The sequence below is a fragment of the Halobacillus sp. AWH4_228 genome (assembly GCF_056158365.1).
Genome location: NZ_JBSWTE010000001.1, coordinates 1,787,475 through 1,811,971 on the forward strand (window position 1 = coordinate 1,787,475; position 24,497 = coordinate 1,811,971).

Consider the following 24,497-nt stretch of genomic DNA (forward strand, 5'->3'; position numbering starts at 1 on the left):
GTCCACCTCTCAAAGTTATGAGAAGCCGGACGATACGCACAGCTGGCATCGTAAGGAGAAGAATCCAGAAAGGATTCTTCATCTGTCAGGCTTTTCATAGTCGGTTCATTTACGGCAAACCGGTAGAAACTTGCAGGCCTTATCCCTGCTATTATATGAAAATATCCGAATGTTATTGGTATTGTAACATATAAAGGTTCGATATCAAGAGCCTGTTGACAGATAAGCGAAGAAGATATGGAATATTAAAAAGAAATCATCAGGCTACTGCGCCCGCTTCTTCATTCGGGACGGCTTGGATTCTGCTTTTTTCAGTTCTTTGATTTCTCGGTTGGCCTCTTTGAAGAAGGACCCTCCCATAAGTAAAATGACGACAGAGAATGGGAGAGCAGCTATGATCAGGACGTTCTGCAATCCCTGTGTTCCACCAAAATAAACGATGGTGGCGGCCATACCTGTCAGAGCCAGTCCCCACAAAATTTTGACTGTACCATCTGGATTCAATGACCCTTTGGTGGAAAGCATTCCTAATACGAACGTAGCGGAGTCCGCAGAGGTGATAAAGAAAATCGCAATTACGAAAATCGTAATGAAGGACATGAGTGTGCCAAGCGGATAGTAATCCAGTGTCGCAAACGTTGCGGTTTCAATCGGGAACTCTGAAATGGCTTCAATGCCCCGCTGCTGCAGATCGATAGCGGCTGTTCCAAAGACAGCAAAGAAGACGAAGCAGACGAGAGATGGAACCACCAGCACACCGGTCATGAACTCCTTGATTGTTCTTCCGCGGGAAATCCTTGCAATGAAAATCCCGACGAAAGGTGACCAGGAAATCCACCACGCCCAGTAAAAAATGGTCCACGAGTTGATCCACGATCGGCTTTCCTCATTAAGAGGAGCAATGCGGAGACTCATATCAAAAAAGTTGGTTACGTAGTTTCCAAGAGACTGTGTAAACATATTCAATGTCAGTATGGAAGGTCCTACGATAAACAAAAGAATCATCAAACCAAATCCGAGAAAAAGGTTCGTATTGCTTAAATATTTGATTCCCTTGCTGATGCCCGACCACGCAGAGGCGATAAAGAGCACCATGGAAACGACGAGTATAATAAACTGGGTGGTAAAGTTAGTGGGAACGTTGAATAAGTATCCCAGTCCTTCGTTGATCTGAGCGGAACCAAACCCAAGTGTCGCGGCTACACCAACGACGGTGGCGACGACGGCAAGCACATCAATCAGCCTGCCCGGCAGGCCGCTCATCGCCTTTTTGCCGAACAACGGGATTAAAGTGGCGCTGATCAACCCGGGGTAGCCTTTGTGGAATTTAAAGTAGGCAAGTACAAGAGCGACGAGTGCATAAATCGCCCAGGCGTGGATGCCCCAGTGGAAAAAGGAGTACTGCATGGCATCCTTAATCGCCTGCTCGCTTCCCTCAGGAGCTATAGGACTGCTTTTGAACGCGTGGGAAGCAGGTTCTGCTGTCGTCCAAAAGACGACGCCCATCCCCATACCGGCGCTGAAAAGCATGGCAAACCATGTAGGCAGGGAGAATTCAGGTTTCTCGTCCTTTTTACCAAGCTTCAGGTTTTTGAACCTGGAGAATACTAAGTAAATACAGAAAATCAGCATCGCTAAAACGATGATCAGGTAGTACCATCCAAACGTGTTTGAAATATCAGCCGTAATTTCGGAAGTGACGGTCTGAAGCTGATCAGGGCTGATCGATCCCCAGACCACGAACAAGGCACAGATGGTTAACCCATACCAAAAAACAGGAGTTACATTCTTCATTTCTTCACCTCATATGTAATAATAAAAAGCAGGGGTTGATTCTTCTTCTTACCCTTAAAGTCTACATTTAAATCCTGTTTTTGTTAAATTTGTTACAAGATGTAGAAATATGTAGAGGAGGCAGCCGTATGGATCCGCAAATCGTTCAGCTTGGAAATATGCATCTTATAGGAGAAAGCAGGAGCATGACCTTGACTGAAGATAAGACTGTAGAGTTGTGGAAAAGCTTCAAACCTAAGGTGAAAATGATTCAAGAGCGGAAGGACGAGTGCTTTTATAACCTATCCATTTATCCGGAAGGATTTGACCTGAACACGTTCACCTATGATACCCGCTTCACCCGGTGGGTGGCAGTTCACGCCCAATCTAATGAAGAACTTCCGGAAGGTATGGAGAGCTTTACTATACATGGAGGGCTGTACGCTGTTTTTATTCATAAAGGACCGGCGCACACCTTTGCAGGCACCCTTGGTACTATTTTTAATGAGTGGCTTCCGAACTCTCCGTATGAAGTGGATGTGCGCCCCCACTTCGAGAGGTTGGGGCCGGATTACAGGGTGGATGATCTAAATGCTGAAGAGGAAGTGTGGGTTCCGATTAAATAAAAAAGGTCAATGCCGGCTGCGGCATTGACCTTTTTTTATACTTTTTCTAATTCATGGTCATCGGTAAGAACTTCGGATTTATCCGGGTAGCAGTTCTCGATGTGCTGTTCCCCCCATGCACAGAGCATATCCAGAGCGGGCTTTAAGGACCAGCCGTAGTCCGTTAGTTTGTAAACAACTTTCGGTGGAACCTGGTTGAAAACCACCCGGTCCAGCACCCCGTCCTGCTCGAGCTCCCTTAGCTGCTGGGTAAGCATTTTCTGGGTAATCCCCGGCATGAGACGCTTCAATTCACTCGTTCGTAATTCGCTCTTTATTAAATGACATAAAATAACGACTTTCCACTTCCCACCGATGACTTCAAGAGCTGCCTCAACGGGGATGTTGTATTTTTTCATCATGGTCCACTCCTTCATGGTTCACGTTCCTTATGAATGGAAGACACGTCTTTGATTCTTTTCAACGCTTTAAAAATTTATCATATCTTTATGAAATGTTCCATCGTTATAACTTCCTTTGTCGGTGTCCATAAAAAAGTGGAACGATATGGTCTCGGCTGAACCCTCTGGCGGCACAAATGTTACTAAAAAGTACCTACGTGACTTTAAAGTACGTACTTTCTAAAAAGTTTCATTCGTAGCATAATCATTTTTGTCCCCGGGGGATTGGCCCGCGTTAAAGAGGCCCGGGCCCGTTTAGCTACCCGATGGATATGCCATTTATGTTCCCCGGGCGTGCATGACATTCAATAGAGAAATCCGGAAATGGTCAAAGGCGCCTTTGCTTTTCCGGACTCACAAAAAGAAAGAGGAGGACTTCTTCATGAGTTCATACGCAGAAACGATTGATCAACCTAAATCAAAAGGAGGCACTCCTGCGCTGATTGCTTTAGCCATTAGTGCCTTCGGAATTGGAACGACGGAATTTGTGCCTGTAGGTTTATTATCATCCATCGCCGGTGATTTATCGATATCCATTACGCTGGCGGGGCTTTTGATTTCCGGCTATGCCCTCGGGGTAGCTGTCGGTGCGCCTGTATTAACGGCTCTTACGAGTAAAATGAGCCGTAAATCGCTTTTATTGTCGTTGATGGTGTTGTTTATTATCGGGAACTCGGTAGCTGGCCTGTCGACAAGTTTCGGCCTGCTTCTCGTCGCGCGCTTCATTACCGCTTTCTCTCATGGCATCTTTTTTTCCATCGGTTCCACGATAGCCGCAGATCTTGTACCTGAACATAAACGGGCCAGTGCCATCGCCTTTATGTTTACAGGATTGACGGTTGCTACGGTCACGGGCGTTCCGCTGGGGACGTTCATTGGACAGGCTTTCGGCTGGAGAGCCACCTTCTGGGGAGTTGCTCTGCTTGGTGTGGTCGGTATGATCGCCAGTTCCATTTTAGTTCCAAGTAACTTGAAAGAAGCGGCGCCTGCTAAATTCAGTGAACAATTGAAAATCCTGAAAAATGGAAAACTCATGCTGGCTTTCCTGATTACAGCCCTTGGATATGGAGGGACCTTTGTCGCCTTCACTTATCTGACTCCTTTACTTGAAGATGTAACAGGATTCAGTTCCAAGTGGGTCAGCATCATCCTGCTGGTGTATGGGGTGGCTGTAGCAATCGGTAACGTTGTAGGTGGGAAAGCTTCTAACAAAAACCCGCTCCGGGCGTTATTCTGGATGTTTGTGTTTCAAGCCGTCATCCTGTTTGGGTTGACGTTTGCTGCTCCTTTCAAGGTTGCGGGGCTTATCGCTATCTTCCTAATGGGGCTGTTTGCCTTTATGAACGTTCCCGGTCTTCAAGTGCTCGTCGTTAACCTGGCTGAAAAATACGTCCCATCCGCAGTCAATGTCGCATCTGCTTTGAACATTGCCGCCTTTAATGTCGGAATTGCCATCGGTTCTTTTGTCGGCGGAATCATCGTAGACGGTATCGGTCTTATTCATACCCCTTGGATTGGTGCCATCATGGTTGTCGGGGCTGTATTGTTAACAGGTTTATTGAGAAAAGTAGAACAGTAACAATGTTTGGGTTCTCTTTCTTTCGGTAATGAGTTTCGAGCAGATGAAAACAACAAACAATGAAGAGGAGGAAAATATCATGAAAACCAATATGAAAACATTGAATAACGGTTTGGAAATGCCGGAAATCGGCTATGGAGTCTTCCGCGTCGACGAAGGGGAAGCTCTTGAGGAAGCTGTTGTTACAGCCATTAAGGAAGGCTACCGAAGCATCGATACTGCTGCCATTTATGGGAATGAACGCAGTGTAGGAAATGGAATTAAGAAAGCCGTAGACGAGGGGATTGTAAAACGCGGGGATCTTTTCGTGACTTCCAAAGTGTGGAATGACGGCCTCGATTATGAAGGGACCATCAATGCCTACGAAGAAAGTTTAGAGAAACTGGGTCTGGACTATCTGGACCTTTACTTGATTCACTGGCCGGGGAATAAGAAATATGAACAGCCGTGGAAAGCTATGGAATCCCTTTATAAAGAAGGGCGCGTAAAATCGATTGGCGTTAGTAACTTCCAAGTCCACCATTTGGATGATCTGTTGTCCTATGCTGAGGTCAAGCCTGTTATCAACCAGGTGGAGTTTCATCCTAAACTGACCCAGCAGGAGGTTCGTGAATACGGGGAAAAACACGACATTCAAGTCGAGGCATGGTCTCCATTAATGAATGCGGATCTATTGGATCACCCGGTTATCCAGCAGCTGGCGCAGCGTCATGATCAATCACCGGCTCAGATTATTCTGCGCTGGGATATCCAGCATGATGTCGTAACCATACCGAAATCCATGACGCCTTCCCGAATAAAAGATAATATCAACATCTACAATTTTGAATTAACGGATGAAGAGATGAAAGAACTGGACGCACTCAATGAGAATGCCCGCAGCGGCCCGCATCCGGATGAATTCGATTTTTAATGAAACAGTGAAAGGACAGGGGAATCCCTGTCCTTTTGCTGTTTTTACAATTGTTTATTGTACTTTGGATCTGATGATTTCCTTCCCGCTCCATCGATATAGTAGGTTTCCTTTAACCGGTGGGCGTCCTCAGACTGAGTTTCCCGCTTCATGCGTTTCCTTCTTTTTCGATCGAAATAGATCGACACAGCAATAACGACAGCCAGAATACCGAGCAGCAGCCACAGCATAATCATCCTCCTCGGGTTTTATGACTTATATTCTCCTATTCCCGGTTTTTAGATGGCCTAGTGCTGTCTGACAGGAAACAGGGCATCCGGCCCATTATTTGTAAAAAAACGCAGGGGAATGTCATCATTTTGATATAGGAGCTATATCGATTGGACGGAATGTCTTTGCTTTTGGTAGGCAGCCGCTATTTCTGCTCCTAAGGCCGCATTGGATTTGATTAACGCGATGTTCGCCTGTACACTTTTTCCTTGTGTCGCCTTGTGGATATAATCAAGCAGGAAGGGGGTAACGTCCTTCTGCGTAATATTTCGCTTACCGGCTTCATGTAAAGCTTCCTCGATCATTTGGTTCATATAGGATTCTTCCAGTGCGCTGTGTTCAGGAATAGGATTGGCAATGACCAGGCCACCGTCAAGGCCGAGCGACCATTTGGTGTCGATGACAGCTGCGATTTCATCCGGATGATTGACTTGATAGTTGGAGGAAAAGGCGCTCGATCTTGTGAAAAAGGCAGGAAGCAGATTTGTTTGATAGCTGAGTACAGGAACTCCTTTTGTCTCCAGGTATTCCAGTGTCAGGCCGAGATCGAGAATGGATTTCGCGCCGGCACATATGACAGCGACGTTTGTTTGAGCCAGTTCCTCAAGGTCCGCTGAAATATCCATCGTGGACTCGGCGCCGCGGTGGACACCGCCGATGCCGCCTGTTACAAACACCGAGATACCAGCAAGACCGGCGCAGAACATCGTCCCTGCCACGGTCGTTGCACCTGTTTTTCCTAAAGCAGCAAGGTACGCAATATCTTTGCGGGACGCTTTGATCACTTCTTTTTCAGAGGCAAGTCTCTTTAATTCTTCTTTTGTGAGTCCCACTTTGATTTTTCCATCCATAATGGCGGTTGTGGCCGGTACAGCGCCATGCTCCCGTATGATGGAAGCCACGTCCTCCGCCGTTTGTAAATTATGAGGAAACGGCATGCCGTGTGAGATGATGGTCGATTCAAGAGCGACTACGGGGAGGTTTTCTGCCAGAGCGTAAGCCACTTCTTCGGAGATGTCTACATAAGGGTTCATACAAATTCCTCCACATCCTGGGTCAGCAGGGACGGGGTCAAATCCTGCCGGACCGTGTAGGGGGACTGAATGCATTTTACTGCATTCATCATCCCCGTTTTTATAATTTCCTGAAGTTCCATGCCTTCCATCCATCCGTATAAAACACCGGCACAGAAAGCATCTCCCGCACCAGTCACATCGCTGACATCCCCTGTTGAAAAAGAAGGGAAGTGATGGATACCTCCTTCCTTCTCCCCAACGACGACGCCGTCCTTTCCGGAGGTAATGGTCACTTTGTCGATGCCCATCTCCAGCCATAAACCTGCGGCGAGGTACCATTTTTCTTTGGAGTCAATAGACATATCGAATTGAGCTTCGGTTTCTTCAATATTGGTCATCAGCCACGTAAGTCCGTGCAGATCTTTGGGCAGGCGCTTCATCTTAGGGGCAGAGACGGTAACGAACGCAAGGGGGACCGAGAAACTGCGGCTCATCCTAAGCAGGAGTTCCAACGTCTCTTTTGGACAGTTGAGGTCAGCAACCATACATTCCGACTGCCTCATCTTTATTTCACTTTTCATAACAAGGGGAGGAACAATCGCCTCGAAAACCTCCATATCCGCGAGCGCAGTAAGCAATTCCCCCTGAGGATTCATCAATGCTGTGTATGTACCTGTGGTGGCGTGAGGGAGATGAAGAGTACCTTCCAGATTCATAAAGGGACGGGAGGCTTTTTCGATCATGTCCCAGTCAGCGTCCATGCCGGCTGCTGTAATAAGCGAAGGGTGAAAGCCCAGCCTTCCAAGGTTTTCGGCGATGTTTCTCGCTACACCTCCAGCACTGGAACGGGAATAGACAGGGTTGGATGTGTACATTTGAAGCGGTTCATGGGTGTGGAGTTTCCGGTCGACATTGGCGCCTCCGATGCAGAGGATCTGTCTGGATTTGTTCAACACATAGGCACGACCGAGAAGGACATTTTTCTGAACGAGACCGGAAATAATATTGGCTACTGTGGAACGGGAGAGTTGAAGAGCTTCTGAGAGGGTCTGCTGGGATATATAAGGGTTTTTGACAATCTGCTGGTACACCTGACGCTCACGTGTGGTCAACTTTTCCATTAATCATAATTCCCCCTTCATAAACAAATGTTTGAATAGTCAAACATTTGTTTGCTCTATTATAAGAACGCTTTCATGGAAAAGTCAATAAAAATCGAAGAGAATGGTGACAGGAAATCGTTTGTCCCGTTATAGTAGAAGAGATTACTCAGAGGAGGAATGGGATGCTTGTAAAACAAATTCATCATGCTGCAATAATTTGTTCAGATTATGAAATTTCGAAACATTTCTATGTACATATTCTCGGTTTACCGGTAATAGCTGAAAACTATCGGGAGGAAAAGGCATCTTATAAACTCGATCTTCAAGCAGGTGAAAATCAAATCGAATTGTTTTCTTTTCCATCCCCACCAGAACGGCCGGATGATCCGGAAGCAAGAGGTCTCAGACATCTCGCTTTTGCCGTAGAGGACGTGGAACGCTCCAAACAAGAGCTGGAGGAAAAAGGGGTGGTTGTAGAAGAGTTGAGGATTGATCCGTATACCGGAAGAAGATTTACTTTTTTCAAGGACCCTGATCAGCTGCCCCTGGAACTGTATGAAACAGGCGAAGAAGGAGCGGAGAGGTAACGCTTTGGAAACCTCTGTTGTTTTATCATTTATCGGGATTTCCCTTTTGTTGACACTGAGTCCGGGACCGGACATCCTTTTTGTGCTGGCTCAAAGTATTGTCCAGCAGGCCAAGGCGGGGATTGTTACGGCCCTTGGGCTGTGCACTGGGCTGGTGATCCACGTGTCAGCAGCTGCCCTTGGAGTATCAGCGGTCATCTATCAATCAGCGGCGGCGTTTGAAATCGTGAAATATGCAGGGGCCGCTTACCTGCTTTTTCTCGCTTTTCAATCCTTCCGGGGTGGAGCACCAGCGAATGGAGCAGCGCAGGGGAATTCGGAAAAATACCAAAAGCTTTACAGGAAAGGGATCCTTATGAACCTTCTCAATCCGAAGGTATCGTTATTCTTCCTTGCCCTTCTTCCACCTTTCGCCGATCCGTCCCGCGGGAGTGTTTCTCTACAGATGCTTTTACTCGGATTGATTTTTATCACCCAGGCTTTTCTTGTATTCTTCCTGGTCTCCGTGTTAGCAGAAAAAATTCAACAGCACGTGCTTCACCGGATTTCGACAGGAAAGCTCCAAAAAGCCCAGGGCCTCATCTTCAGTTTCATCGCCATGCAGATTATGATCAGTGGAAAATAATCCCTCTTTATGGAGGGGGTTTTTTGGCTGTAAAAAAAGCCTGTGCTAACCAGTTAGAGTTGTCCATTTGTCGTGTGAAGGGTCACTTTCCGCTTATTGGTGAATGAATGCCGCGGGCACGCCCTCCGCTGACTTGGTCAGGAAGGCCGCCTGCCCAAGTGGAGCGTTCGGTTCTGTTCCCGCAGGCATCACCACCGAACGCTCCTCGTGTCGGGTTAGAATAAATAGGAGAGTAAACAGGTTCGCAGATTCAAAAGAACGCTATGGGCTGCGCTGATGACGGCTGCCTGCCGGAATATAGCAAAGACTGTCCTCCATCCAGCAAGGGGCTTTCGCTCCTGGCGGTAAGAAAAAAAGCTTGTAAAGAAACAGGGGTTTCTCTACAAGGTGAAATCCCCCTCATTAAGGAGGGGGATTTCTATTTATGAGGATATCTGCTTGATTGGTGCGCCTGATTCAGCAGCGGCCTTCCTGATGTGAGCGGCGATCGTATCCCATGCCTCTGTGGCTGCTTCTGTGGGACCAAGATGCGTGAACAGGTGGTAACAGTCTTCAAATAGGCGGTGATGGACAGGGACACCTGCTTTTTTCAGCTTTTTCGCGTATCTCTCCGCTTCAGGCTTGAAGGCATCATATTCCGCTGTGATCATGACAGTTTCGGCTGCACCGCTGACATTCTCTGCGTAAACAGGCGATGCGTAGGGATGGACGTCCTGTCCTTGTTCAGGGACATAGCAGAGGTTCAGAAAATGGGCGAACTGAGGGTATTTGGAACGCCATTTATCTGGTTCTGGTTTTTCAGAAAACGGGGTAGCAAAATCAAGCATGGCACACGATAAAACCTGGAGGAGGGGCTGAGGCTCCTCTTGATCCTTCAAGTATAAACACAAAGCAGCAGCGATGTTGGCACCTGAGCTCTGCCCTCCGACCATCCACTTGTCAGGGTCGATGTTCAGACCTTCGGGATTGCTTTTCACCCAGGCCAATACTTCATAGAGCTGGATGATTGGAGCAGGGAAGGGATGTTCCGGCGCTTTGCCGTATTCTACATTGATGACCACACAACCTGTCCTGTTAGCCAGGTACCGGCAGTACGGGTCATCCATTTCTTTGTTATACATAATGAAGGCCCCGCCGTGGAGGTTTATATAAACCGGTGGTTTATTATAGGTAGAGTGAAGCGGTTCGTAATAGGTGACCGCTACTGGAGCAATCGAAGTGTCGACTAAAACATCGACCCGCTTCTTTACTTTCTGTTTTTGAATGGTAGACGTGCGTGCTGCTTTATTAGGAAGCATACGCAGGAGACGAGCAATCCACTGGATAAACATAAAAGACCTCTCTTTTTTTAGGGTAGTGTTCCCTTAGATATCCTACATTAATCAAACCGGCTGAGGTGAATACACCTTTGGAAAAAGGGGAAAACGAAGCCCGAGAAGCACCAGCTGATAAGGATTTGATTATTATGTATATGGAAAAGGAGAAAAGAAGGTGAATCGATGGTCTTCAATGCAGTTATATGGCTGTTCATCCATTTAGCTGTCAGCGGCATCACAGCTATGGCACCTGCTTCCTTTATCCGGTTCCTGCATCCATTATTAAGGACGAAGAGCTGGGAAGGTCGTGGGCGTATTTACCGGTCTTTCGGAATTCATAGATGGAAAACAATGCTTCCAGAAGCGAGGAAATGGGTGAACAAAGGTAGAGGAAAGACAGCGGCATCGATTAGAAACGTGTATGCATATAGTGAGCTGGAAGAGCAGCTTACCAGATCGGAACTCTCACACTGGATGCAGATTTTCCCTGCGCCCTTGTTTTTTCTATTTAATCCAGCATGGGCAGGGTGGATCATGATTATGTATGCATTGTTGTTTAATCTGCCCTTCATCATGATTCAGCGCTACAACCGGGCAAGAGTCAGCCGTCTTTCGGACAGGTTGCTCCATGCATTTCCGCAAAAGTAGAAAAGAGTCAGAGTGGAGCACTCTGACCGGCGTTTCATTTTAGTATTTAACATAAGCAGCTCCAACAATAATAAGGAGAATAAACAAAACAACAATCAGCGCAAAGCCTGCTCCGTATCCGTAGCTCATGATCTCACCCCCTGTTCATAATTAGTTTATGCGGGGGTTTTTGTTTGGGAAAGGCATCCATCATGCATTACGGTGAATTCCACGTTTTGCGGGGTGGATGATTTTTTTGCTTCAGACACATCCAAAACTTGTTTTTATCCGTATTCTATATAAAACGTGAAGGATTTGATAAAAACAGATATACTAGTATCATTATGGATTTAAAGGAGATTTCTGAATGGCCCAACCGACAGACTTGGATTTGTATGAACGAATCAGGCAGAAAGATAAAGAGGCCCTTGAAGTTCTTTACGACCGATATGAAAAATTGCTGTACTCCTTTGCCTTTCGCATGATGAAGGATTCGCAGGCAGCAGAGGAAGTCATGCAGGATGTATTTATGAAGTTGTGGAGAGGAAAAGGGGCCGGTCAGTATGTCAGCGGGCGGGGAAAGTTCTCCAGCTGGCTTTTGACGATTACCAGGAATGCTTCCATTGATTTAATAAGAAAGAAAAAAGTTCAGGAAGTAGAATGGGATCAGCGTGATTCTGTTCAAGAAGACCTGCCGGGCGTTGAGCAGGAAATTGAAGATAAAGAGGAGCGGGATCAGCTTCGAAGAGCTGTTCATACGCTCCCGGACGAACAACAGAGAATGATTTGTCTCTTTTATTTTCAAGGGATGTCTCAAAGAGAGATTGCGGAAAAATGTGATATTCCCCTCGGTACCGTCAAAGGACGTGTCCGGCTGGCGCTGAAGAAATTGAGAGAGCACCTTGAGAAAGAAGGGGGGATCGTTTATGAACGATAAACCATGTGACCACATCCTGGATTATATAAATGATCAATTATCAGATATCGAGCGAAAACAGTTTGAAAAACACTTATCCGAATGCCCCCGGTGCCAGGAAGAACTGAAGGAATTGGAAGACTTGATGGGGGATCTGCCGTCATATATGGAGCAGACGGAACCACCTTCAGGTATGAAGCAGAGGGTATTGGACGAAGTCTTCTCAAATGAGGAGGAAGACAACACACCTGTCCGTACGAAGAGACCTGTGAAGTGGAAAGCCTGGTCAGGTGTACTGGCTGCAGGACTGCTTCTTTCCATTGGTATGAACGTGTATACTGGACTGGAAGTATCCGATCTGGCCTCAGAAAATGAACAGTTGGAATCGAGCCTTACGGAAATCCAAACAGCTCTTTCCGAACTGGAGGACAGCGAATCCGGTACAGCTTCACCGCTTCAGCAGACAGAACTGGCTTCTGCTGAAGGGACCAATGCTGCTGGAACAGCTACGTTATTAAACCGGGAAACCAAACAGGAGCTTCTCGTACAAACGCAGAACCTGGAAAACCTGGAACCAGGCGAAGTGTATCAAGTATGGCTGATTGAAGGAGAGACACCGGAACCGGCTGGTGCTTTTACAACGAATGATACCGGCAGTGGTGGAGTAGCGTTTACGATAAATGAAGAAAAATCGTGGGATGCTGTTGCCATTACGAAGGAACCACAGACGGGCAACCAAACGCCGCAGGGAGATATTATTCTTCAAGCCGGACTTTAATAGAAGAGAGCTTTCCGTGGATAAGCGGAAAGCTCTTTTTGTTTTCGTTATGTTTCGCTGTCGACCAGTCTTCTGATTTCATTGAGGATCTGCTGTTGATCTTCAATCCGATTCACAAGTTCCCCTTCTCTTACAAGCCACTGCCCCCGCTCAAGCTCAAGCTCCTGAATCTGTTCCTGAAGAAGGGTGATCTCTCCTTGAAGGGTTTCCAATTCCTGACGCAGCTCTTCTAACTCCTTTTCCGAGCATGTGTCATCATAATACCAGTCATGAATGACCAGAGCAGTTTCAGGCTCAACTCTGTACGAATATTCCGGGTCGTTATTTCCGATGACCCATACGGAAAATCCGAGAAAATAGGAAAGATCCTCCAGCGTTTCCTTGTAGGCAGTCCAGCCATTCGCTTGAACAGCTGGAGATTTAACAGGAGAAACAGCCTCGTTCCAAGGAAACTTCAGTCCATATTCAAGAGCTGGAATGTTAAATCCGCCAAAATAAATCTCTTTTCCGGTGACTTCATGGAATCGCTGGATTTCCTGCAGGACGTTCTGCTTCCTGTTGTAAACCTCTGTGGATGTCATGGAAGCTTTGATTTGTTCGACAGTTGGAACTGCCTGATTGTTCAGTTCAAACCAGGCATCAATAGATATGAAATCGACAAGCTTCCAATAAGAGCGGTTGATTTTTGCTGTAAAATCCTGCTGTGTCTGAGGACTCCAGGATGCAGTATACCACCAGTTCGTACGCAATACGACGATACCTTCAAACTGCCGCCTCGTTTCTGTGATCATCGCCTCCCAGTCGGATTCCATGGATTCAAAGTTGACGAGGTTGGAGGCAATATTCAATCCCCAGACTTGATAGGGGATGGCGATGGTGGTAATTAAAGGATTGAGCACCGTCGTCTGCCACAACATAAACCATCGTTTTTTATCTGCGGGGTTCCATTCGGTTTCCCCGTACTGTCCTCCTTGGATGAATGGGAACGGCTCCAGCATCACTTGAATCCCTTTACTGGTCAAAACCTCAATCAATTCGACCGCTTTTTGTTTTTGAGCTTCATTGATTGTCATGGTTAATGATGTACGGCTGGGAATGTCCACCCTGATCGGTACATTCACAGTGTTTAAGTTCAGGCGGAGGATATCATTCAAAATCAGCTCCGGATTAAAATTATCCAGCACCCACAAGTTTCCCGATTTAATTTTCCCAGGCTGCACAGGGTTGTTTATATTATCCATAGTTATCGTAACCTCCAGGTTATGATCTTGTCTTAGGAATAGTGTATGCGCGTGCCCCTGCTCCGGCAGGGTGACAGGCCAGATGAAATGAAATAAGTAGATAGAAAACATACCAGGTCCCCTGACATAGAGCGCTTGATAGACGTTATTCCTGGTGGGGGTGACTAGTTTCCAAAAAAAATCATAGAAATAGTGATCCACATATCATCTCCTCTCGTTAGCTGTATGAAACCAATTCAAAGAGGAGTGGATGAATCAATGACACACAGAGTAAATTGGAAGAAGACTTTTGCAGCGCTTCCGCTATCAGCAGCTCTATTAATACCTACAGCGAGCCCGGCCTTTGCCGACCATCATGGCGACCATGAACAAATGGACAAAGTAACGGTAACTACCCCGGCCGCCGATCTTCGTGCGACTCTGGATCATTATCTTTCTGAACATGCCTACCTGGCTGTCGTAACGATGCAGAAAGGATTGGAAGGCGGTGAAGACTTTGAACAGGCAGCCGCTGCCCTGCAGGCGAATACGAAGGACCTATCCGGTGCTGTCGGATCTGTCTACGGGGAAGAAGCTGGCAGCCAGTTTGAAGACCTATGGTCCGAACACATTGGTTATTTCGTTGACTACGTAAAAGCAACAGCGGAAGATGATGAAGAGGGACGTCAGGCCGCCCTTGATAATCTTGACGACTACCGACAGGATTTCTCATCCTTTATGGAATCAGCAACAGGAGAGAGATTAGAAGCCTCTGCCTTGGCTGAAGGGCTTCAAATGCACGTAGATCAACTAGTTGGAGCTTTTGACAGCTACGAGGAAGGCGATTTTGACGAAGCTTACGAAAATCTCCGTATGAGCATCGAGCATATGTACGGTGTTGGTAAAGGATTATCAACAGCCATTACAGACCAGTTCCCGGAGAAGTTTGAAAATACAACGCCGGCCACACCAGCCGCTGATCTCCGTGCTGACTTGAACCATCTTCTCTCTGAACACGCAGCTCTTGCCGTTTTCGCTATGCAGAAAGGTGGCGACGGAGCGGAGGACTTTGAAGAAGCTGCCGAAGCTCTAAGTCATAACACAGAAGATTTATCAGCAGCTATTTCCTCTGTCTACGGGGAAGAAGCGGGTGCACAGTTTGAAGACATGTGGTCCGAGCACATCGGCTACTTTGTTGATTATGTAAAAGCAACAGGAAATGATGATGAGCAGGCGAAAGAAGAAGCATTGAAAGCTCTTGATGGGTACAGACAGGAATTCTCCAAATTCCTTGATACAGCAACAGAAGGTAAATTGATGGCTGAAAATACAGCAGAAGGTCTGCAGATGCACGTGCAGCAGTTGACTGGAGCTTTTGATAACTATGTGAATGGTGACTACGAAATGGCCTATGAGCAGGTACGTGAAGCATACGGCCACATGTACGGCGTAGGAAAAGGATTATCCGGAGCCATTGTGGAGCAGAATCCTGACATGTTTGCCAGCGACATGCCATCTGAAATGCCGAAAACCGGCTTGGGCGGTACGAGTGATGATGGCGGGCTGAATGCCTGGATGATCGCTTTCGCTTCCATGGGTATGGCTGTTCTTGCTGCCTTCATCGGTTTCCGCCGTAAGCAGGATCAAGCGTAAAAAGAACAGATTCCAATGCGGGGTGTTCTCATCCCGGCATTGTTTTCCATAAAGGTATTAAAAAAGAGTGGTGTCTTATCTGGACACCACTCTTTTTTATGGATGTCTTTAGAATTTTTTGACAACCGAGTCGTTTTCTTTTCTTCTATATGAACTTTGTCTTATGATTTAAACTAGGTACCTTTCTCGTAAAGGCAGGAGCCAATGAATGATGGACACTCAGGAGGAGATGAAAGCATGAACGTAACAGAATGGTCCGTTCCATCGATACCATCCATGGAAGGGAAAATCGTAGTTGTGACAGGTGGGAATGGAGGCCTTGGTCTGGAAGCAGTCAAAGTCCTCGGTGAAAAAGGGGCCACAGTGATTATGGCTTCACGTTCTAAGAAACGTGGAGAACAAGCCGCCGATCTGCTAAAGAGACAACAGTCAGATATTCGAGTAGACGTAATGGAGCTGGATTTAGCAGATTTGGATTCTGTCGCTTCCTTTGCAGAACAATTCAAAGAGAAATATGACCGCCTTGATATCTTGATGAATAACGCCGGAGTGATGACAACGCCTTATGGTAAAACGAAGGATGGCTTCGAGCTTCAGTTCGGAACCAATCACCTGGGTCATTTTGCTTTAACGGCCCGCTTATTTGAACGGTTAGCCGCTACAGAAGGCTCCCGGGTTGTGACAATCAGCAGCAATGCCCACAAATCGGGCTCTGTGAACTTTGATAACCTTATGTTTGAACAGGGGAAAGGATACACCCCTATGAAATCATACAGCCGCTCAAAGTTTGCTAATTTACTATTTGCCTTTGAACTGCAGCGCAGGATCGATCAGGCCGGACTATCCATCAAATCACTTGGTGCCCACCCCGGGGGAGCACAGACGGATCTCGCCCGTCATATTGAAGACCGTTTCTTATACAAAGCTCTGAGTGGTGTGTTGAAACGTGTCACCCAGAGTGCCTATGAAGGAGCACTTCCGGGGATACGCGCAGCCACTGATCCGGACCTTGAAGGCGGCCGTTATGTTGGACCTTCAGGATTTATGGAGATGAAAGGAGATCCTGTCGTCGTGAAGCCGAAAACTGAAACCCTTGATGTAGTGGATGCGGAAGAACTTTGGGCAGAATCCGAGCGTCTTACCGGAGTTTCTTTCACGGTCACAAGCTGATAAAAAGGACACCTTCTCAAGGTGTCCTTTTTATAGTTACGTATGGACGGTTGTTTCTTTTACCTGCTTCACGAACTCTTTCATAATGTTCGGGAGATCCGGCCAGGCATGTCCGGATACGAGATTCCCATCAACATAATTCATTTCATTCATATATTCGGCACCAATACTCTCCACCTCCGGCTGGCAGGCCGAATATGCGGTCATTTTCCTTCCGCGGGCCACATCAGGGACAGTCGTCAGGACAAGGCTGCCATGGCACATGACGGCAACCGGCTTATCGTTTTCAAAAAAGTGGCGGACCATACCCGGAATTTCTTCATTCATGCGGATGTGTTCCGGAGCACGTCCACCAGGGATGATCAAGGCATCATAATTTTCCGGTGTCACATCAGCAAATGCAATTCCGGCTTCAATTAAGTATCCGGGCTTTTCCGTATACGTTTCCCAATCCTCGAAATCATGGATGACGGTATTCAGTTTCTTTTGATGAGGGGCGGCAATGTCAACTTCGAAACCTTCTTCCAGGCAGCGGAAATAAGGGTAGTACACTTCCAGGGCTTCAACAGCATCTCCAGTAATGATCAACACTTTCTTTGCAGTCATTCCATACCCTCCTTGTCATGAATAAATACAGTACGTCCATTCCCTTAATCCATGATTTGTAATCCGCTTTCCAAAAGAATAAAACAGAGGCCCTGCACAAAGCAGAGCCCCCTGAGTCAGGTTGTTAGTTCAGTAAACCTCCAAAAATAACAGGGACGTAGAAATAGACGATGACAATAGAGAAGAGGATGCAGCTGATGTTCAGCCAGATTCCTGTTGAAGCCATCCGGCTCATTTTGATGTAACCGGTTGCAAAAACAATCGCATTCGGTGGTGCCGCTACAGGGAACATAAAGGCAAACGTCGCACCCATACAAGCAGCCACCATAAGAATAATAGGATCTGTTCCTAAGGCAGCCGCGCCTGCAGCAACAATAGGGTAGACCATTGTAGAAGTAGCTGTGTTTGATGTGAACTCGGTTAACATCGTGATGACGGCGATGATTAAACCAATCATAAGGAAGAATGGGATGCTGCTGTAATTGACGAGCTGGCTGCCGATCCATTTATCCAGACCGGAACTGACGATACCCGCAGCAAGAGCGAGACCTCCTCCGAAAAGCCAGAGGATTCCCCAGGGCAGTTTCAGGACTGTATCCCAATCGAGAATGCTTCCTTCTTTATTTTTGGCAGGAATTAAGAAGAGCAGGACTGCTCCAAGCAGTGCGATAATCGTGTCATCAATACCGGGAATAAAGCGTTCAAGGACAAGACTCCGCGTAATCCAAGCCAGCGCTGTCAGGGAAAATACAGTCAGTACAATCTTCTCTTCGTAACTCATTTTTCCAAGTTCTTTTAATTCCTTCTTTATAATTTTTCTTCCGCCTGGAATGTTCTTGATTTTCATTGGATAGGCGACTTTAACAAGATAGAGCCAGACGAGAGGTACAAGAAGAACAACCATGGGAAGACCGAACATCATCCATCGGGCAAAGGAAATGTCAATGCCGTATAAATTATTCACCGTTGCAGCCAAAATCGTGTTGGCCGGAGCACCGATCAGTGTGCCGAATCCACCGATGGTTGCTGCATACGCGGTTCCGAGCATAATGGCGGTACCAAAAGGGAAGTTTCCGGGAGTTACATCTGTGTTGTTTTTCAAGGATTCGGCTACGTGTTTCGTAACAGCCAGGCTGATTGGAACCATCATCATTGTACTGGCTGTATTGGAAATCCACATCGATAAAAAACCGGTCGCTGTCATGAAACCAAGTATAATCATATTCGGACTACTTCCTATAAAGGCAATGATAGCTAAAGCGATTCGTTTATGAAGGTTCCATTTTTCCATCGTTAAAGCAATCATAAAACTCCCAGCGAATAAAAAGATCAGAGGATCGCCATAAGAGGAGGAAACTTCACCGGTCTCCATCACTCCTGTTAACGGAAAAAGCAGCAGCGGAAGCAGGGACGTGACCGGAATCGGCAGCGCTTCGGTTACCCACCATGTAGCAATCCAGCTGATCAGACCAAGCATCTGGACCGCTTCTGCGTTCATTCCTTCCGGCTGAACCAGTGAGGTAATCAACACATATAAAAGGGGTCCCACAAACAATCCGATTTTCTGAGGGGTGGAATAATTCCCCGGTCGTGGAGGTTTGTCATCGACGAGTTCCTTTGATGGATCAATCTCTTCCTGTACAGCTGCATTCGAAGAAGATTTTGCAAATACAAAAGAAGTTACATGCTTTATATCCTTTCGAAGGCTGCGATCCCATTTCCATAATTGCTCCCAGACAGAATGTAAGTACATCCGTTTATCCCTTCCTTTCACCTTTTTGATAACGCTTTCATGTCTGAATGATACTTTACGTATACATTATTGTCAAACTATTTTCAAAAATTGGGATATTTATCTTTTACATCAAATTTAATTTGACATTAACGTATACATTAATTAATATTTAGAATAGTTAAACAAAAAATCTTTCAGGAGGAATGTATCGATGGAAAACAAACAACATTTTAAACTAGCTGTAATTCCGGGTGATGGTATTGGAGAGGAAGTCATTCAAGAAGGGCTTCGTGTCGTCGATCATCTATCAAAGACTTCTAATAAGTTCACTTTTGAAAGCGATTACTTTCCTTGGGGGTGTGAATATTACCTTGAACATGGAAAGATGATGGATGAGGATGGACTGGAAAGAATCAAAGATCATGATGCTATTTACTTCGGAGCTGTTGGATATCCGACCGTTCCCGATCATATAAGCCTCTGGGGACTCCGTCTTGCCATTTGTCAAGGTTTTGATCAGTGGGCCAATATTCGTCCGGTTGAGTTCCTGCCAGGTGTAGAAGGGAAATTGAATCATCCGGATAAGGAAAAGTTGAACTGGGTGTTAGTCCGGGAAAACACAGAAGGTGAATACTCCGGTATCGGCGGTCGTAATTTTGCCGGGCGCGGACCTGGAAAAGAAGTGGCCGTCCAGTCTTCTGTATTTACAGAGGAAGGCTGTGAACGAGTGATTCGCCACGCTTTTGATCTGGCCATGAAGAGAGACCGGAAAAAAGTGACCAGTGTCACAAAAAGTAATGCCCAGCAGTACGGCATGGTATTGTGGGATGAAGTTTTCAAGCGCGTAAGCCGGGACTATCCTGAAGTCGAAACCGATCAATGGCTCGTGGATGCGATGGCTGCACGCTTCGTACTTCATCCGGAAGAGCTTGAAGTAGTGGTGGCTTCCAACCTTCATGCGGATATTTTATCCGATCTCGGCAGTGCTCTTGCTGGAAGTCTTGGAATCGCCCCGAGTGCAAATATTCATCTGGACGGCCGTTTCCCAAGTATGTTTGAATCTGTCCACGGCTCTGCCCCTGATATTGCAGGACAGGGAATCGCCAACCCGATCGGAACCATCGGCAGTGCTGCCCTCATGCTGGAACACCTTGGACTGAAGCAGGAAGCAGACTTAATTAATGAGGCCATCCGTGCTACAACGAAAGATGGTATCTTAACAGCAGACATTGGGGGAACCAGCTCGACAAGAGAAGTCACAGACGCGATTATCTCACACATTTCATCCAAATACGCAAATGTCTAAATTCCATACAGGGTAAAAAGGGAGTGCGCTCTCTTTTTACTCTCTTCTTGTTATAATGGAAGGAAGACAAAAGTCAGAGTGGTGAATTTATGAGAGAACAATCATCAGTGAGTACAGAACCGCATACAAGAGTAGAGGAAATGAAGGAACGGTTGGCGCCGATCATCCATCATGTGTCCGAACGAAAACTGCCGGCCAGAGCGTATCAGATTTTACGACTGGCAATCAGAAACCTGAAGCTTCTGCCGGGCCCGACCATCCTGGAACGGGAGATTGCAGAAGTTTTAGATATGAGCCGCACTCCTGTAAGGGAAGCATTAATCCGTCTGCAGACCGAAGGAGTCGTCCACCTGATCCCTAGAAAAGGGTTTGAAGTTGAACCGATATCTGCTAAAGATTTGAAAGAAATCTATGAAGTGGTGGAAATGTTGGAAGGATTAGCCGCCGGCCTTGCTGTATCAGTCATGGACGGTGATGATCTGGACCATCTGGAAGAACTTATTTCCCAGCAGGAACAGGCGTTGTCACACAATGATCTTGATGAATGGGCAAGGCTGGATAACTTGTTTCACTTTACAATTATAGAACATGCAGGGAATCAACGACTGGCTAATGTGATTGATGTTCATGCCGATCAATTGTACCGCGCCCGCCTGCTTACGATAAATAAACGTCCGCTCCCGCTGCAGTCGATTGTAGAGCACAGGGCCATAGCTGCGTGTATGAAGGCGGGTAACGCAGAAGCGGCTCAGGCCTCGATGCAGTCGCACCGGAAAAGAGCAAGGAATGAAATCCTTGAGGTGCTTGAAGAAGATCAAGACTCTATGTAAACGAAGTACGGGAGGACATTTGGAGAGGATACGTCTATGAAATGTATAGTAGCCCCTGACTCTTATAAAGGCAGTTTATCTGCTGTTGAAGTTGCCCGGAGTATGGAAGAAGGCATTAAACAGGTGTTTCCTTCCTGTGAGGTCCGTTCATTTCCGCTTGCAGATGGAGGAGAGGGTACGGTTGAGTCCCTTGTGAAGAGCACGGGTGGAAAGCTTCAAACAAACGAAGTGACCGGACCCCTTGGTGGAAAAGTCCAAGCGGCTTGGGGCATTCTGGGAGACGGGGAGACGGCTGTCATAGAAATGGCCGCAGCTTCCGGTATTACACTCCTTGCCGAAGAAGATTTGAATCCCTATGAAACAACGACATACGGCACGGGTGAACTGATTAAAAAAGCGCTGGATTACGGAGTAAAGAAAGTAATCCTCGGCATAGGCGGCAGTGCCACTAATGACGGCGGCGCGGGTATGGCTGCCGCACTTGGAGCAGAGCTGCTGGATAGGGAAGGGCGCCTGCTGCCTAATGGAGGGAAAGCACTTTTGGATCTCCATGAAATCAGGACGGATCAATTGGACAAAAGGATTTTTTCTACTCTGTTCATAACCGCCTGTGATGTTGAAAATCCACTGTGTGGACCTGAAGGGGCTTCGGCTGTTTTCGGCCCTCAAAAGGGAGCCACGCCGGAGATGGTAGAAGTACTGGACCAGGCGTTACATCATTATGGAATGCAGATTCACAAATATCTCAATAAGGATATCAGGCATGAAAAAGGGGCTGGGGCAGCCGGAGGCCTGGGAGCTGGTTTGATGGCGTTCTTAAACGCTGAATTAAAGCCGGGCATTGAAATCGTTCTGGATAGTATTGATTTCAACGCTGAACTGGAAGGTGCGGATTTCGTACTTACCGGGGAAGGGAAAACAGATCGCCAGACGTTATTCGGCAAGGCTCCTATGGGCGTAGGAATGAGAGCAAAACAGTTTAACGTTCCTGTCTTTTGTATAGCTGGGAGTTTGAGCGATGGTTATGCGCTTCTTGAAGAAAAAGGCATTCAAGCCTTTTTCAGTATTGCCCACGCGCCCTCCACTCTCGATTATTTAAGTGAACATGCTGGTCCTCTTGTTGAGGAAACCGCAAAAAACATCATGAATGTTTACAAAACGGTCTATAAATATAAGACCGCTTCTGCAATATCAAGCGTCTGATCCCCTTGAAGATCTCTTCCTGAGCCAAAAGGAAGAGATCTTTTGTATGCGCTTCCTGTTTTTGCGAAGGGTTTGGAAGGTATAACAGAACTAAGGAAAAGGAGGATTTACTGTGTATTACGCAGGCATTGACTTATCAGGTCCGAGCAATCATGCCGATACGGTCGTGATGATTTTTGAGGACAGGAAAGATGCACTGATTTTCAAAGAAAAAGTTACTCCGGCCAGTGACGGGGACATTATAGATACACTGAGCAGGCTGGCATCAGAGGGGAAGGTTGTGGTCGGAATCGATGCGCCACTGTCTTATCAGGATGGTGGGGGCGATCGCATGAGAGACCGTTCTTTACGGCAGTTCCTTATGGGAGAAGGAGGACGATCCTCCTCCATTATGACTCCGACTATGACACGAATGGTGTACCTGACTCTGAGGGGGATTCGGTTATCAAGAGAGCTTTCCCATTTGGATACGCCGTATGATATTCAAGTCGTTGAAGTCCATCCCGGTGCAGCTGTTCTGACACGGGTGGATGACGCAGACCATTTTCTTTCGTACAAAAAAGACCGCTCTATCCGAAAAGAAGTGCTGGATTGGTTGAGGGATCACATGAATATGCTCGATATTCCGGAAGAATCACTCGAACATGTCCATACGCTGGATGCCTGCGGATCTGCTCTTGCCGCATGGGGATGGAATGACTCAAAATTGGTATCTCCCTGGAGCTATCAAGCCGAACCGCCACTGCACCCTTATGACTTCTGCTGTTAAAATCCGCCCGCTTGGAAAAAACGGTATGGATAAAAATAAGCAGGATCCGCCGAAACAATATACGACGGATCCTGCTTATTTTTCAGGAATTCTTTCACAGGCAAAGGATATAGTCTCCTCGGTCTGTTTTATACAATTCCAATATAGGACATCAAAATTCCTACTACTGTTGCCACAAACGGAATGAGCAGAGCAACGATGAAGATATCTTTATAGGAATCTTTGTGGGTTAAGCCTGTAATCGCAAATACAGTCAATAGGGCACCGTTATGCGGAAGAATCGAAGCTCCGGATGCAATGGCTGTAATCCGGTGAAGGATTTCCGGGTTCATTCCCATCTCCATCGCCTGCTGGTAATAGTCAGATCCGAGAGCATTCAAGGTAATGTTCATTCCCCCTGATGCGGATCCGGTGATCATCGCCAGCACCTGAGTAGCTAACGCATCTGAAATGACAAGGCCGCCTTTGATGTTCAATAACGCTTCTTTAATCGCTGGAAAAGCAGGGGAAGCCTGAACGACTGCTCCAAATCCAACGGCTGCACCTGTATTCACAACGGCAGTTACAGCGCCTTTGGCTCCATCATTCAATGCTGTGATGAACTCGTGGAATGCTTTCCAATTCAAGATAATCGTTAGAATAATTCCGATGAATAAAGCAATCAGCATTTCTACGTTGAAGATGTTAATCAAAAGGACTACACAGAGAAGCGGCAGGAAGGATAAAAAGACGCTGGGATCGTTCCCGGAACTCTCGGTTCCAACCTTATTCTGCGGCTCTGTAAAGCCTTCTCCGGCTTTCGTCAGTTTATTCGCCCGGTAGGAAAGATAAAAGTATCCGCCGACAGCCATAATCAATCCGGTGACAATACCGATGATCGGCGCAGCCATCATCGTTGTATCAAAGTATTCGGTAGGAATATAGTTCTGGACCTGAGCTGTACCGGGTAGAGCAGTCATTGTAAAGGTGAACGCACCAAGCACAATCGTTCCTGGAATGACTTTCCGACTGATATCGGCTTCTCTGAACAAGTTAATAGCCAGAGGATACATAACAAAGACGACAACAAATAGACTCACACCGCCGTAAGTTAGGATGGCAGCACCTAAAAGGACCCCTAAAATCGCCCGCTCTTTTCCGACAATTCTGGATAAAAAGCTGGCTACTTTCCGGGCACTCCCTGTTACTTCCATAAGTTTTCCGAAGACCGCCCCAAACAGGAAGATGGGGAAGAAGTCTCTCGCAAATGAAGCAAACCCACTCATGAAGTCAGATGTGAATGCATCCAGAATATTCATGCCTGATAGAATCGCTACGATGGAAGCAGCAATTGGGGCAATCCATAGTATGGACCAGCCTAAGTACGCCATGATCATTAAAGAGACAAGTCCTATGATAATAGCAAACATGGTATTACCTCCTTTTGGTAATTATTA

At 46.7% G+C, this 24,497-nt stretch carries 25 protein-coding genes and 1 riboswitch; of the genes, 14 read left to right on the plus strand and 11 right to left on the minus strand.

Annotated features, from left to right (window positions below):
- Positions 1–77 precede the first annotated feature (77 nt).
- Positions 78–179, minus strand: a riboswitch (purine riboswitch).
- 85 nt (positions 180–264) lie between these two features.
- Positions 265–1,794 (minus strand): BCCT family transporter, encoded by a 1,530-nt coding sequence (locus ACXADP_RS08960; protein ID WP_474968888.1) that lies wholly within the window; start codon positions 1,792–1,794, stop codon positions 265–267.
- Positions 1,795–1,922: 128 nt separating this feature from the next.
- Here ACXADP_RS08960 and ACXADP_RS08965 point away from each other — a divergent pair, with 128 nt between their 5' ends.
- Entirely contained in the window at positions 1,923–2,399 is a 477-nt protein-coding gene (locus tag ACXADP_RS08965) for a GyrI-like domain-containing protein (RefSeq protein ID WP_474968887.1), read from the plus strand.
- 35 nt (positions 2,400–2,434) lie between these two features.
- Here ACXADP_RS08965 and ACXADP_RS08970 read toward each other — a convergent pair whose 3' ends face one another.
- Positions 2,435–2,797: a winged helix-turn-helix transcriptional regulator gene (locus tag ACXADP_RS08970; protein WP_474968886.1), complete on the minus strand. Its 363-nt coding sequence runs from the start codon at positions 2,795–2,797 to the stop codon at positions 2,435–2,437.
- 424 nt (positions 2,798–3,221) lie between these two features.
- Between ACXADP_RS08970 and ACXADP_RS08975 the strand changes: the two genes are divergently transcribed.
- Both ACXADP_RS08975 and ACXADP_RS08980 read left to right on the plus strand, forming a co-directional pair.
- Positions 3,222–4,418, plus strand: coding sequence for an MFS transporter (locus tag ACXADP_RS08975; RefSeq protein WP_474968885.1), 1,197 nt, complete (start codon positions 3,222–3,224; stop codon positions 4,416–4,418).
- Between the two features lie 79 nt (positions 4,419–4,497).
- The gene (locus ACXADP_RS08980; RefSeq protein WP_474968884.1) at positions 4,498–5,331 is read left to right on the plus strand and encodes an aldo/keto reductase; all 834 of its coding nucleotides are present in this window, start codon (positions 4,498–4,500) and stop codon (positions 5,329–5,331) included.
- A gap of 44 nt (positions 5,332–5,375) precedes the next feature.
- Here ACXADP_RS08980 and ACXADP_RS08985 read toward each other — a convergent pair whose 3' ends face one another.
- The 3 genes from ACXADP_RS08985 to ACXADP_RS08995 all read right to left on the minus strand — a co-directional run bounded on the left by ACXADP_RS08985 (position 5,376) and on the right by ACXADP_RS08995 (position 7,738).
- Positions 5,376–5,561: a hypothetical protein gene (locus ACXADP_RS08985; RefSeq protein ID WP_474968883.1), complete on the minus strand. Its 186-nt coding sequence runs from the start codon at positions 5,559–5,561 to the stop codon at positions 5,376–5,378.
- A 141-nt stretch (positions 5,562–5,702) separates the two neighbouring features.
- Complete coding sequence (locus ACXADP_RS08990; protein ID WP_474968882.1) at positions 5,703–6,635, minus strand: pseudouridine-5'-phosphate glycosidase; 933 nt, start codon at positions 6,633–6,635, stop codon at positions 5,703–5,705.
- Positions 6,632–7,738 (minus strand): carbohydrate kinase, encoded by a 1,107-nt coding sequence (locus ACXADP_RS08995; protein WP_474968881.1) that lies wholly within the window; start codon positions 7,736–7,738, stop codon positions 6,632–6,634. Before ACXADP_RS08995 ends, ACXADP_RS08990 begins: the two co-directional genes overlap by 4 nt.
- Positions 7,739–7,902: 164 nt before the next feature.
- On the opposite strand from ACXADP_RS08995, the gene gloA2 reads away from it, so the two are divergent.
- On the plus strand, positions 7,903–8,307 hold the full coding sequence (gene gloA2, locus ACXADP_RS09000) for an SMU1112c/YaeR family gloxylase I-like metalloprotein (RefSeq protein WP_474968880.1): 405 nt from the start codon (positions 7,903–7,905) through the stop codon (positions 8,305–8,307).
- Between the two features lie 4 nt (positions 8,308–8,311).
- Complete coding sequence (locus tag ACXADP_RS09005; protein WP_474970412.1) at positions 8,312–8,932, plus strand: LysE family translocator; 621 nt, start codon at positions 8,312–8,314, stop codon at positions 8,930–8,932.
- A 422-nt stretch (positions 8,933–9,354) separates the two neighbouring features.
- On the opposite strand, the gene ACXADP_RS09010 is transcribed toward ACXADP_RS09005, so the two are convergent.
- Positions 9,355–10,263 carry an alpha/beta hydrolase gene (locus tag ACXADP_RS09010; RefSeq protein WP_474968879.1) on the minus strand — a complete coding sequence of 303 codons (909 nt, stop codon included), beginning with the start codon at positions 10,261–10,263 and terminating at the stop codon, positions 9,355–9,357.
- Between the two features lie 168 nt (positions 10,264–10,431).
- Between ACXADP_RS09010 and ACXADP_RS09015 the strand changes: the two genes are divergently transcribed.
- Entirely contained in the window at positions 10,432–10,896 is a 465-nt protein-coding gene (locus tag ACXADP_RS09015; RefSeq protein WP_160836011.1) for a glycosyl-4,4'-diaponeurosporenoate acyltransferase CrtO family protein, read from the plus strand.
- A 39-nt stretch (positions 10,897–10,935) separates the two neighbouring features.
- On the opposite strand, the gene ACXADP_RS09020 is transcribed toward ACXADP_RS09015, so the two are convergent.
- A complete protein-coding gene (locus tag ACXADP_RS09020) occupies positions 10,936–11,025 on the minus strand; it encodes a YjcZ family sporulation protein (RefSeq protein WP_035531392.1) in 90 nt (29 codons plus the stop codon).
- 217 nt (positions 11,026–11,242) lie between these two features.
- On the opposite strand from ACXADP_RS09020, the gene ACXADP_RS09025 reads away from it, so the two are divergent.
- Both ACXADP_RS09025 and ACXADP_RS09030 read left to right on the plus strand, forming a co-directional pair.
- Positions 11,243–11,812, plus strand: a complete 570-nt coding sequence (locus tag ACXADP_RS09025) for an RNA polymerase sigma factor (protein ID WP_474968878.1) — start codon at positions 11,243–11,245, stop codon at positions 11,810–11,812.
- Positions 11,802–12,569, plus strand: coding sequence for an anti-sigma factor (locus ACXADP_RS09030; RefSeq protein WP_160836492.1), 768 nt, complete (start codon positions 11,802–11,804; stop codon positions 12,567–12,569). The genes ACXADP_RS09025 and ACXADP_RS09030 overlap by 11 nt, the downstream gene beginning before the upstream one ends.
- A gap of 47 nt (positions 12,570–12,616) precedes the next feature.
- On the opposite strand, the gene ACXADP_RS09035 is transcribed toward ACXADP_RS09030, so the two are convergent.
- Positions 12,617–13,921 carry a glycoside hydrolase family 113 gene (locus ACXADP_RS09035; RefSeq protein WP_474968877.1) on the minus strand — a complete coding sequence of 435 codons (1,305 nt, stop codon included), beginning with the start codon at positions 13,919–13,921 and terminating at the stop codon, positions 12,617–12,619.
- A gap of 147 nt (positions 13,922–14,068) precedes the next feature.
- Here ACXADP_RS09035 and ACXADP_RS09040 point away from each other — a divergent pair, with 147 nt between their 5' ends.
- Positions 14,069–15,442, plus strand: a complete 1,374-nt coding sequence (locus tag ACXADP_RS09040) for a copper amine oxidase (protein ID WP_474968876.1) — start codon at positions 14,069–14,071, stop codon at positions 15,440–15,442.
- A 237-nt stretch (positions 15,443–15,679) separates the two neighbouring features.
- Entirely contained in the window at positions 15,680–16,612 is a 933-nt protein-coding gene (locus ACXADP_RS09045; RefSeq protein WP_474968875.1) for an oxidoreductase, read from the plus strand.
- A 36-nt stretch (positions 16,613–16,648) separates the two neighbouring features.
- Here the strand turns inward: ACXADP_RS09045 and ACXADP_RS09050 are convergent, their stop codons facing one another.
- A complete protein-coding gene (locus ACXADP_RS09050; protein WP_474968874.1) occupies positions 16,649–17,218 on the minus strand; it encodes a DJ-1/PfpI family protein in 570 nt (189 codons plus the stop codon).
- 124 nt (positions 17,219–17,342) lie between these two features.
- Entirely contained in the window at positions 17,343–18,971 is a 1,629-nt protein-coding gene (locus tag ACXADP_RS09055) for an SLC13 family permease (RefSeq protein WP_474968873.1), read from the minus strand.
- 193 nt (positions 18,972–19,164) lie between these two features.
- Here ACXADP_RS09055 and ACXADP_RS09060 point away from each other — a divergent pair, with 193 nt between their 5' ends.
- The 4 genes from ACXADP_RS09060 (at position 19,165) to ACXADP_RS09075 (ending at position 23,061) form a co-directional block, all read left to right on the plus strand.
- Positions 19,165–20,259: a tartrate dehydrogenase gene (locus ACXADP_RS09060; protein WP_474968872.1), complete on the plus strand. Its 1,095-nt coding sequence runs from the start codon at positions 19,165–19,167 to the stop codon at positions 20,257–20,259.
- 140 nt (positions 20,260–20,399) lie between these two features.
- Positions 20,400–21,089: a GntR family transcriptional regulator gene (locus tag ACXADP_RS09065; protein ID WP_237417222.1), complete on the plus strand. Its 690-nt coding sequence runs from the start codon at positions 20,400–20,402 to the stop codon at positions 21,087–21,089.
- Positions 21,090–21,125: 36 nt separating this feature from the next.
- Positions 21,126–22,292, plus strand: a complete 1,167-nt coding sequence (locus ACXADP_RS09070) for a glycerate kinase family protein (RefSeq protein ID WP_474968871.1) — start codon at positions 21,126–21,128, stop codon at positions 22,290–22,292.
- A gap of 112 nt (positions 22,293–22,404) precedes the next feature.
- Positions 22,405–23,061, plus strand: coding sequence for a DUF429 domain-containing protein (locus tag ACXADP_RS09075; RefSeq protein ID WP_474968870.1), 657 nt, complete (start codon positions 22,405–22,407; stop codon positions 23,059–23,061).
- Between the two features lie 128 nt (positions 23,062–23,189).
- Here the strand turns inward: ACXADP_RS09075 and ACXADP_RS09080 are convergent, their stop codons facing one another.
- Complete coding sequence (locus ACXADP_RS09080; protein WP_474968869.1) at positions 23,190–24,470, minus strand: GntP family permease; 1,281 nt, start codon at positions 24,468–24,470, stop codon at positions 23,190–23,192.
- Positions 24,471–24,497 lie beyond the last annotated feature (27 nt).